The sequence below is a fragment of the Hominiventricola filiformis genome, from assembly GCF_020686965.1.
Lineage (GTDB): Bacteria > Bacillota > Clostridia > Lachnospirales > Lachnospiraceae > Hominiventricola > Hominiventricola filiformis.
On record NZ_JAJEPS010000038.1, the window covers coordinates 1 to 7,511 of the forward strand.

Here is a 7,511-nt window from a genome sequence, read left to right on the forward strand (position 1 = left end):
GAAGCGCAGTAATGCGTGAAGCTGACTGTTACTAATAGGTCGAGGGCTTAACCAAGAGGTTTAGGGTAAAGGTTTTGAGAAAGATGAAATTAAGTATTGACTGTATGTGATTTTGAAGGTATAATATCTTCGTATTCCTCGATAGCTCAATGGTAGAGCACACGGCTGTTAACCGTGGTGTTGTAGGTTCGAGCCCTACTCGGGGAGCTAAAAATAGTATGGCGACATGGCCAAGTGGTAAGGCAAAGGTCTGCAACACCTATATCACCAGTTCGAATCTGGTTGTCGCCTCTCTTAACTCCTTGATTTCAAGGAGTTTTTTTATTGCCAAAATGTATGTAAAACAGTAGAGATTATGTTATACTGAAAAATAAATGGATGGAAAGCGGAATGATTTATGTTTACGCAATGAGGATTCAAAACGGTGACCAGCACGGTACGGCGGAACTGCTTTTGAACCGGAGCCTGGAACAATGCACGGATGTGCAGACTCCGGCACGGTATCACAGAAATGAACATGGAAAACCGTATTTGACGGAGACACCGGAAATTTATGTCAACTGGTCTCATTCCAGGGACTATGTGATCTGTGCGATCTCGGATCAGGAAGTGGGAATTGATCTGCAAAAGATGGACCGGGAGCCGAAAGAAAATCTGATCCGTAAAGCGCTGACGGAAGAGGAGCAGGAATTTTACAGATCCGTGCCGAAGCCTGAGAGGCAAAAACTGTTTTATCAGTACTGGTCAGTAAAAGAAAGTTTCCTGAAGGCGCTCGGAACCGGTTTTTATACTTCACTGCATACATTTCAGGTGGATATGGAAAAGGAGCAGCCGCGCATCAGTCACCATATTAATAGAAAGAATTATTCATGCAGATTGCTTACATTTCGGGAGCCGGATTATGTGGCTGCCGTCTGTGTGGAGAACGCCACATTAGAGGAAGAAGACATTAAGATTACTTATTTTTAATCAGGAGGGAAGAAAAAGATGTCAGAACAGCTGGAGACTTTAAGAACCTGGATTAATGAAAGTGATAATATCGTATTTTTCGGTGGAGCCGGAGTCTCTACAGAAAGTGGCATTCCGGATTTTCGGAGTGTAGACGGACTTTACCATCAGCAGTATGACTATCCTCCGGAGACTATTTTGAGTCATACCTTTTTCCGGAGAAATACAGAAGAATTTTACCGGTTCTATCGGGCGAAGATGCTGGTCCTTGATGCGAAACCCAATGCAGCTCATAAAAAACTGGCGGAATGGGAACAGCAGGGGAAATTAAAGGCGGTTGTTACCCAGAATATTGATGGGCTTCATCAGGCAGCCGGAAGTAAAGTGGTCTATGAACTGCATGGAAGCGTCCATCGGAATTACTGCCAGAAATGCGGGGCATTTTACGATGCCAGATATATGTTGGAATCAACAGGAATTCCCAGATGTGAGAAATGCGGCGGACTGATCAAACCGGATGTCGTGCTTTATGAAGAAGGGCTTGATCAGGCGACGATTAACGGAGCAGTTCATGCCATCAGTCAGGCAGATGTGCTGATCATCGGAGGAACTTCCCTTACGGTTTATCCGGCGGCGGGACTTATTGACTATTATAATGGAAATAAACTGGTACTCATTAATAAATCGGTAACACCTATGGACAGCCGGGCAGATCTGCTGGTTCAGGGACCCATCGGAGAGATTTTCAGTCAGTTATAGGAGGAATGTATGGATTATCAGGTAGGTGATATTGTAAAATTGAAAAAACCACATCCCTGCGGAAGCCAGGAATGGGAGATCTTGCGTGTGGGAGCAGATTTTCGTCTGAAATGTCTTGGCTGTGAGCATCAGGTCATGGTGTCCAGAAAACTGGTAGAGAAGAATACCAGGGGACTTCGGAAAAAAGGCGAATAAATGGAGAAATAATGCTTGAAATCAACGAAAATTTGTGTTATAGTAAATTCTCGTGATATATTATTGCTCTGTAAATCAGAGACATCCTTGCGCATGTAATACGTGCGCCAGAGACCAAAAGGAGGAAGAAAAGCATGAACAAATATGAATTAGCACTTGTTGTGAATGCAAAGATCGAAGATGACGAGAGAGCAGCAGCCGTAGAGAAAGCAAAAGAGCTTATCGCTCGCTTTGGCGGTACTGTGACAGAAGTAGAGGATGCAGGAAAGAAGAGACTTGCATACGAGATCCAGAAAATGAGAGAAGGATTCTACTACTTCATTCAGTTCGATGCTCCGGCTACCTGCCCGGCAGAGATCGAGAAACGTGTCCGCATTCTGGACAATGTCATCCGCTATCTGTGTGTTCGTAAAGACGCATAAGAACAGCTTATATGAGGTGATTGTTAATGAATAAAGTGATTTTGATGGGACGCCTGACCAGAGATCCGGATGTCCGTTATTCCAATGGTGAGAATGTTACTGCAGTGGCAAGATTTACTCTTGCAGTTGACCGCAGATTTGCCAGAAGAGACGGAGATCAGCAGACTGCTGATTTTATCGGATGTGTGGCATTCGGCCGTAACGCCGAGTTTATTGAAAAATATTTTCGTCAGGGAATGCGCGTAACCATTTGTGGACGTATTCAGACTGGGTCTTATACAAATAAGGACGGTAATAAAGTTTACACTACAGATGTTGTTGTAGAAGAGCAGGAGTTTGCTGAGAGCAAAGCTGCATCTGATGCAAATCGCAGCAGCATGGGCGGAAGCTATCAGACACCGTCAGCACCGAACCCGATGGGGGCAGCCGGAGACGGCTTTATGAATATCCCGGATGGTATTGATGAGGAGCTGCCATTCAATTAACAATCGGATTTTGATATGGAATTGTGAGAAGGAGGAAACCATCATGGCTTACACCAAAAATGAAAAAGGCGATGCTCCGAAGATGAGAAGGGGCGGACGCAGAAGAAAGAAAGTTTGCGTTTTCTGTGGCAAAGAGAATAACGAGATCGATTACAAAGATGTTGCTAAATTAAAGAGATACGTATCTGAGAGAGGTAAGATTCTTCCGAGAAGAATCACCGGCAACTGCGCTAAACATCAGAGAGCTCTGACTGTTGCAATCAAGAGAGCAAGACATATCTCCCTGATGCCGTACATCGCTGAATAAGAACAACTTTTCGGGCGCCGCGTATGCGGCGTCTGTTTTTTTTACGCAAGTGTAGGAAAAGCTAACTCTTGTCCCTCTGTCAATGAGATGGTATAATGAACAAAGGCAATTTATGATCTGATGATTAAGGAATAAAAGATGAAGAGAGATAAAAGGCAAAAAACATTTATGAGGTGGCCGCTGTATATGACGGTATTTCTGGCGGTGATGACAGGGGTGATCTATGCCATTGATCCGCGTGCGGGTATTGTGGCCGGAATTGCCACTGCAGTCTACGGACTGGCAGCCGTAGCCGCCTACACTTACAGCAGACCTGTGGTGCATAAAGAACTGGTGTCTTTTGCAACCCAGTATGGACAGATCCAGAAGCGGCTCTTGAAAGAGCTGTTTATTCCCTATGCGCTTTTAGACGGAGACGGCAGGATTCTGTGGTACAATGAAGAATTTCAGAAGATTGTCGGCAAGAACGGAAAGCGCGGAAAATCTGTAAGCGGTATTTTTCCGGAATTAAACCGTAATGTGATGCCGGTAGAGGATAACCCGCAGACAACGGTGGAATTGAGTTATGAAGAGCGGGATTTCCGGGCAGAGATCCGTTTGATCGACATGCAGGATGATGCCGGAGTCAACGGGCTTTTGGAGGATCCGGAGTTTATCGGAAGCCTGACCGCATTATATCTTTTTGAAACTACGGAGATCAACCGTTATATTAAAGAGAACCGGGAACAGCGTATGGTAGCCGGACTTGTGTACATCGATAACTATGATGAGGCACTGGAGAATGTGGAGGAAGTGCGTACGTCCCTGCTGGTGGCTCTGATTGAACGGAAGATCAACAAGTATTTCAATGCTTATGACGGTATTGTGAGAAAGCTGGAAAAAGACAGGTTCTTCATTGTCATGCAGGAAAAGGCACTGGATCAGATCCGGGAAAATAAGTTTGACCTCCTGCAGGATATTAAGACTGTCAGCATTGGCACAGAGATGGCAATGACTTTAAGTATCAGTATTGGTGCGGATGGCGCTACTTATATGGATTGTATGGAATATGCCAGAAGTGCCATGGACCTGGCGCTTGCCAGAGGCGGTGATCAGGCAGTCGTGAAGACGAAAGACCAGATCACTTATTACGGAGGAAAGACCCAGCAGGTAGAGAAGAATACCCGTGTGAAAGCAAGAGTCAAGGCACAGGCTTTCCGTGAGCTGGTGGAGACCAAAGATAAAGTTGTTGTTATGGGACATAAGCTTCCAGATGCGGATTCCTTCGGCGCTGCGGTAGGTATTTATCGCGCAGCGAAGACCCTGAACAAAAAAGTTTATATTGTAGTGAATGAAGTGACCACATCGGTCCGCCCTATGCTGGAGGTATTTGAAGAGGCCAACGGCGGCGAGCAGGGCATTGTGATCGGCAGCGGCCAGGCCAGGGAGATTGTGGACCGGAATACAGTCGTTGTAGTGGTGGATACGAACCGACCGAGTTATACTGAGTGTGAGGATATTCTGCGGATGACGCCGACAGTGGTTGTGTTCGACCATCATCGCCGTGGAAGTGAGATTATCACTCCGGCAGTCCTTTCCTATATAGAGACCAATGCATCGTCTGCCTGTGAGATGGTAGCGGAGATTCTGCAGTACTTTGCGGATAATGTCCGGCTGAAAGGCGGAGAGGCAGACTGTATTTATGCAGGTATTATGATTGATACGGACAATTATATGAGAAAGACAGGCGTTCGTACTTTTGAAGCGTCCGCATTCCTGCGGCGCTGTGGTGCAGATGTAACTCGTGTGCGTAAGATGTTCCGGAATGATATGGCGGAATATAAAGCAAGGGCGGAAGCAGTCCGACATGCAGAAGTATACAGAGGTTTTGCACTGACGGTATGTCCGGGAAAAGGACTGGAAAGTCCGACAATTGTCGGCTCTCAGGCAGCCAATGAGCTTTTAAATATTACAGGAGTAAAAGCTTCGATTGTATTGACAGAATATAATGGAAGAATTTATGTAAGTGCCCGTTCTATTGATGAGGTCAACGTACAAGTCATCATGGAAAAACTGGGCGGTGGCGGTCACCTGAATATGGCAGGTGTACAGCTGGAGTGTTCTCTGGATGAGGCGATGAAGCTGATCCGTGAGACACTGGATGAGATGTTTAAGGAAGGAGAACTGGAATAATGAAGGTTATTTTACTGGAGGATGTCAAATCTCTCGGAAAGAAAGGTCAGCTGGTAGATGTCAGCGACGGTTATGCAAGAAACTTTATCCTTTCCAAAAAGAAGGGAATTGAGGCAACTGCCAAAAACATGAATGATCTGAAACTGCAGAAGGCCCATGAGGATAAATTGGCAGCACAGCGTCTGGAAGAAGCAAAACTGTTTGCAGCTGAGATTGCAAAGGCAGAGGTTGTTCTGGAACTGAAAGTCGGCGAAGGCGGAAAACTTTTCGGTGCTGTTTCTTCCAAAGAGATTGCGCAGGCGGCGAAAGAGCAGCTGAACATGGAGCTGGACAAGAAAAAACTGGTACTCCCGAATCCGATTAAGACGGTGGGAACCACAAGTGTTTCTGTGAAACTGCATCCGCAGGTAACCGCAGAACTGAAAGTAGTTGTAAAGGAAGCGTAGGTAAAATTAATGGAGGAAGCACTCATAAAAAGGGTTATGCCCCATGACGAGGAAGCGGAAAGCTCAGTCATTGGTGCCATGCTGATTGATAATGAAGCGATCATGGTTGCTTCCGAGATTATCACAGGGGATGATTTTTACCAGAGGCAGCTGGGCATTGTATTCGATACGATGGTAGAACTCTACAATGCGGGCAAGCCGGTGGAGCCGGTTATTCTTCATACCAGCCTGCTGGAAAAAGGACTTCCGGAAGAAGCCTGCGGTGTAGAACAGATTCTGCGCTGGATGGATCGGGCGCTGACCTCTGCGAATATTAAATACTATGCGGAGATCGTAGCGGAAAAATCCGTAGCCAGAAGACTGATCCGGATCAATGAAGAGATTGCCAACAGTACCTATGCCGGTTCTGCCAGACTGGAAGATACATTGGCGGATGCAGAGAAGCGGATCTTTGAACTGGCACAGAGAGGCGGCGGAGGAGACTTCGTGCCGATCCGTCAGGTTGTTATTAATGTCATGAAAAAAATTGACGCGGCGTCTAAGGCAAGAGGCCGTGTCACCGGTCTGGAGACCGGATTTATGGATCTGGATTATAAAACGTCCGGACTGCAGCCATCAGACCTGGTGCTGATTGCGGCCCGTCCTTCCATGGGTAAGACTGCATTCGTACTGAATCTGGCTCAGCATATGGCATTTAAGAAAGGCAATGCAGTGGCAATCTTCAGTCTGGAGATGTCAAAGGAGCAGCTGGTTAACCGTATGTTGTCTCTGGAGTCCCATGTAGATGCCCAGAAAATCAGAACCGGACGTCTGAATGACGAAGAATGGATGAATTTGGTGGAAGGTTCTGCGAATATTGCAAATTCAAAGCTTTTTATTGATGATACTCCTGGTATTACATTATCCGCCATGCGGTCAAAGTGCAGAAAGCTGAAAATGGAGCATGATATTCAGATAGTTATCATAGACTATCTGCAGTTGATGAGTGGAAATTCTAATAGCAGTAATGCATCCCGTCAGCAGGAGATCTCAGATATCTCCCGTGGACTGAAAGCACTGGCGCGTGAACTGAATGTTCCGGTAGTGGCGCTTTCCCAGTTAAGCCGTGCAGTAGAGCAGCGTCCGGACCATCGGCCGATGCTTTCCGACCTGCGTGAGTCGGGAGCAATCGAGCAGGATGCGGACGTGGTGATGTTCCTTTACAGGGAAGGTTACTATAACAGAGACCTCTCAGAAGCAGAGCAGAGAGTAGCAGAAGTTATCATAGCCAAACAGCGTAACGGCCCGATTGGCACGGTGAATCTTCTGTGGATTCCAGAACTTACAAAGTTCAGTGATATGGAACGAAGTGCGGAATAAAGCAATTTTGCACTTGTATAATCAGCCTTTTTATATTAAAATAAGGAGCAGAAACCTGAGATACAGGTAGATTAAAATTATACAAGGAGGATTTGTATTATGGCATACGTTATTTCTGACGAGTGTGTAGCTTGCGGTTCCTGCGCAGCAGTCTGTCCGGCAGAAGCTATTTCTGAAGGAGATGGAAAATATGTAATCGACGCAGATGCTTGCCTTGAGTGCGGTACCTGTGAGGCAGAGTGCCCGACCGGCGCTATCTCCGCTGAGTAATTTAACAGGAAATAAAAATGGGCTGTCGCACTAGCAAATATTTTTTGCTGGGCGGCAGCCCTGCTTTATGTCCAAATGGGGGCGAAATCGGTTGTGATTTGCCCCATCCCTTATAAACACAGTTCATTCCCAGACATCCCTTTCGGCA

The 7,511-nt window shown here is 46.2% G+C and carries 10 protein-coding genes and 2 tRNA genes; all 12 read left to right on the forward strand.

Annotated features, from left to right (window positions below; translation table 11 throughout):
• The first annotated feature begins 135 nt into the window (after positions 1-135).
• The 12 genes from LKD36_RS17145 to LKD36_RS17200 all read left to right on the forward strand — a co-directional run bounded on the left by LKD36_RS17145 (position 136) and on the right by LKD36_RS17200 (position 7,363).
• Positions 136-207: transfer RNA gene (locus LKD36_RS17145), tRNA-Asn, on the forward strand.
• A 13-nt stretch (positions 208-220) separates the two neighbouring features.
• Positions 221-291: transfer RNA gene (locus tag LKD36_RS17150), tRNA-Cys, on the forward strand.
• A gap of 99 nt (positions 292-390) precedes the next feature.
• Complete coding sequence (locus LKD36_RS17155) at positions 391-969, forward strand: 4'-phosphopantetheinyl transferase family protein (protein ID WP_308460364.1); 579 nt, start codon at positions 391-393, stop codon at positions 967-969.
• An 18-nt stretch (positions 970-987) separates the two neighbouring features.
• Entirely contained in the window at positions 988-1,707 is a 720-nt protein-coding gene (locus tag LKD36_RS17160) for an NAD-dependent protein deacylase (protein ID WP_308460365.1), read from the forward strand.
• A 9-nt stretch (positions 1,708-1,716) separates the two neighbouring features.
• Positions 1,717-1,902 (forward strand): DUF951 domain-containing protein, encoded by a 186-nt coding sequence (locus LKD36_RS17165; RefSeq protein WP_118770419.1) that lies wholly within the window; start codon positions 1,717-1,719, stop codon positions 1,900-1,902.
• 134 nt (positions 1,903-2,036) lie between these two features.
• A complete protein-coding gene (gene rpsF / locus LKD36_RS17170; protein ID WP_118770420.1) occupies positions 2,037-2,324 on the forward strand; it encodes a 30S ribosomal protein S6 in 288 nt (95 codons plus the stop codon).
• Between the two features lie 26 nt (positions 2,325-2,350).
• Complete coding sequence (locus LKD36_RS17175) at positions 2,351-2,809, forward strand: single-stranded DNA-binding protein (protein ID WP_118770421.1); 459 nt, start codon at positions 2,351-2,353, stop codon at positions 2,807-2,809.
• Positions 2,810-2,852: 43 nt separating this feature from the next.
• Positions 2,853-3,116, forward strand: a complete 264-nt coding sequence (rpsR, locus tag LKD36_RS17180; RefSeq protein WP_118770422.1) for a 30S ribosomal protein S18 — start codon at positions 2,853-2,855, stop codon at positions 3,114-3,116.
• A 138-nt stretch (positions 3,117-3,254) separates the two neighbouring features.
• On the forward strand, positions 3,255-5,288 hold the full coding sequence (locus LKD36_RS17185) for a DHH family phosphoesterase (RefSeq protein WP_118770423.1): 2,034 nt from the start codon (positions 3,255-3,257) through the stop codon (positions 5,286-5,288).
• A complete protein-coding gene (gene rplI / locus LKD36_RS17190) occupies positions 5,288-5,734 on the forward strand; it encodes a 50S ribosomal protein L9 (protein WP_118770424.1) in 447 nt (148 codons plus the stop codon). Before LKD36_RS17185 ends, rplI begins: the two co-directional genes overlap by 1 nt.
• 9 nt (positions 5,735-5,743) lie before the next feature.
• Positions 5,744-7,093, forward strand: coding sequence for a replicative DNA helicase (dnaB, locus tag LKD36_RS17195; protein WP_308460367.1), 1,350 nt, complete (start codon positions 5,744-5,746; stop codon positions 7,091-7,093).
• Between the two features lie 99 nt (positions 7,094-7,192).
• Positions 7,193-7,363 (forward strand): DUF362 domain-containing protein, encoded by a 171-nt coding sequence (locus LKD36_RS17200; RefSeq protein WP_118770426.1) that lies wholly within the window; start codon positions 7,193-7,195, stop codon positions 7,361-7,363.
• Positions 7,364-7,511 lie beyond the last annotated feature (148 nt).